The organism is Streptomyces sp. WELS2, from assembly GCF_013870595.1.
Classification (GTDB): Bacteria; Actinomycetota; Actinomycetes; order Streptomycetales; family Streptomycetaceae; genus Streptomyces.
In genome coordinates this window covers 1-2,698 of record NZ_JACBWZ010000823.1, presented here as the reverse complement: position 1 = coordinate 2,698, position 2,698 = coordinate 1, and the positions used below count along the sequence as shown (strand labels likewise).

2 protein-coding genes are annotated in these 2,698 nt (G+C 67.8%); both read left to right on the top strand.

Annotation, left to right across the window (positions count from 1 at the left end):
• Positions 1-931 (top strand): AAA family ATPase (locus tag H5J33_RS30360; protein ID WP_181797988.1); only part of this gene is annotated, 931 nt, incomplete at its 5' end.
• 250 nt (positions 932-1,181) lie between these two features.
• Positions 1,182-2,600, top strand: a complete 1,419-nt coding sequence (locus H5J33_RS30355; protein ID WP_181797987.1) for a sugar porter family MFS transporter — start codon at positions 1,182-1,184, stop codon at positions 2,598-2,600.
• Positions 2,601-2,698 lie beyond the last annotated feature (98 nt).

The window sequence follows — 2,698 nt, the reverse complement described above, 5'->3', positions numbered from 1 at the left end:
CCCTGGCGAGCAGGAGCTCGCCGCCGCCCGCACGGCCGGCCGTGAACTCAAGGCCGAGCTCGACAAGTTGACGGATTCGGTCCACCGGGGCGAGGTACTCGGCGCCGAGAAGCGGCTGCGCATCGAGCAGCTGGAGACGAAGGCGCTGGAGGAACTGGGTGTCGAACCGGAGGGACTGGTGGCCGAGTACGGGCCGCACCAGCCGGTGCCGCCCTCGCCCCCCGCCGACGGCGAGCGGCTGCCCGAGGACCCCGGGCACCCGCGCAACCGGCCCCGCCCCTTCGACCGCGCCGAGCAGGAGAAGCGGCTCAGGGCGGCCGAGCGGGCGTACCAGCAGCTGGGCAAGGTCAACCCGCTGGCGCTGGAGGAGTTCGCCGCGCTGGAGGAGCGGCACAAGTTCCTCGGCGAGCAGCTGGAGGACCTGAAGAAGACCCGCGCCGACCTGCTCCAGGTGGTGAGGGAGGTCGACGAGCGCGTCGAGCAGGTCTTCACCGAGGCCTTCCGGGACACCGCCCGGGAGTTCGAGGGCGTCTTCGCCCGGCTGTTCCCCGGCGGCGAGGGCCGTCTGGTGCTGACCGACCCCGCGAACATGCTCACCACGGGCGTGGACGTGGAGGCCCGTCCGCCGGGCAAGAAGGTCAAGCGGCTCTCCCTGCTGTCCGGCGGCGAGCGCTCGCTGACCGCGGTCGCGCTGCTGGTGTCGATCTTCAAGGCCCGCCCGAGCCCGTTCTACGTCATGGACGAGGTCGAGGCCGCGCTGGACGACACCAACCTCCAGCGGCTGATCGGGATCATGCGGGAGCTCCAGGAGAGTTCGCAGCTGATCGTGATCACGCACCAGAAGCGCACGATGGAGGTAGCCGACGCGCTCTACGGCGTGTCCATGCAGGGCGACGGCGTCTCCAAGGTCGTCTCCCAGCGGTTGCGCTAGCCCTTTTCCCGGGTTCACCAGGGAGGCCCTTCAAGATCATCTTGCTGAGTGTTCAGTTCTTGAACACAAGATCGTCAGGCATATCTGAAAACTCACAGTCGTTGAAGTATTGACTTCGAAACTTGAAGGCATAGTCTCTGCAACGTTGCTTTTACCTTCAGGTGTAAGTGGCTCGTCCGTATGCGCCACTGGAGACCTGTAAGGGCTCGCCCCCACCCGGCAGCGTTGCCGTGGCCCGAGGAGTTACACCGTGACCAGCACAGCGCAGGCACCTCAGTCAGGAGCCAGGTCGGCTCACCCCGAACATCTCGGGCACGTCATCTTCATCGCGGCGGCTGCCGCCATGGGCGGCTTCCTCTTCGGCTATGACAGCTCCGTGATCAACGGCGCCGTCGAGGCCATCCGGGACCGCTACGACGTCGGTTCCGCCGCCCTCGCCCAGGTCATCGCGATCGCGCTGATCGGCTGTGCCATCGGCGCCGCCACCGCCGGCCGCATAGCCGACCGCATCGGCCGCATCCGCTGTATGCAGATCGCCGCCGTCCTGTTCACCGTCAGCGCCGTCGGCTCCGCGCTGCCGTTCGCGCTGTGGGACCTCGCCTTCTGGCGCGTCATCGGCGGCTTCGCCATCGGCATGGCCTCCGTGATCGGCCCCGCCTACATCGCCGAGGTCGCCCCGCCCGCCTACCGCGGCCGGCTCGGCTCCTTCCAGCAGGCCGCGATCGTCGTCGGCATCGCCATCTCCCAGCTGGTCAACTGGGGTCTGCTCAACGCCGCCGGCGGCGACCAGCGCGGCAAGCTGATGGGCCTGGAGGCCTGGCAGGTCATGCTCGGTGTGATGGTCGTCCCGGCCGTCCTCTACGGCATGCTGTCCTTCGCGATCCCCGAGTCCCCCCGCTTCCTGCTCTCCATCGGCAAGCGTGAGCGCGCCCGGGAGATCCTCGCCGAGGTCGAGGGCAAGGAGACCGACCTCGACGCCCGCGTCGCCGAGATCGAGCACGCGATGAAGAGCGAGCACAAGTCCTCCTTCAAGGACCTGCTCGGCGGCTCCTTCTTCTTCAAGCCGATCGTCTGGATCGGTATCGGCCTGTCGGTCTTCCAGCAGTTCGTCGGCATCAACGTCGCGTTCTACTACTCCTCGACGCTGTGGCAGTCGGTCGGCGTCGACCCGTCGGACTCGTTCTTCTACTCCTTCACCACCTCGATCATCAACATCGTCGGCACCGTGATCGCGATGATCTTCGTGGACCGCGTCGGCCGCAAGCCGCTCGCCCTCATCGGCTCGGTCGGCATGGTCGTCGGCCTGGCGCTGGAGGCCTGGGCGTTCAGCTACCACCTGGTCGACGGCAAGCTGCCGAGCACCCAGGGCTGGGTCGCCCTGATCGCCGCCCACCTGTTCGTCCTCTTCTTCGCCCTGTCCTGGGGCGTGGTGGTCTGGGTCTTCCTCGGCGAGATGTTCCCGAACAAGATCCGCGCCGCCGCCCTCGGTGTCGCCGCCTCCGCGCAGTGGATCGCCAACTGGGCCATCACCGCGAGCTTCCCGTCGCTGGCCGACTGGAACCTCTCCGGCACCTACGTGATCTACACCGTGTGCGCCGCCCTCTCCATCCCGTTCGTCCTGAAGTTCGTCAAGGAGACGAAGGGCAAGTCCCTGGAGGAGATGGGCTGAGCCTCGTAGCGAGGCCCCCGAACTCGGGGAGAAGGGCCAAGACCCCGCTGCCCTCTCCTCGAACCGTCCGCCGCCCCCGTCCCCGGCCATCCGCCCGG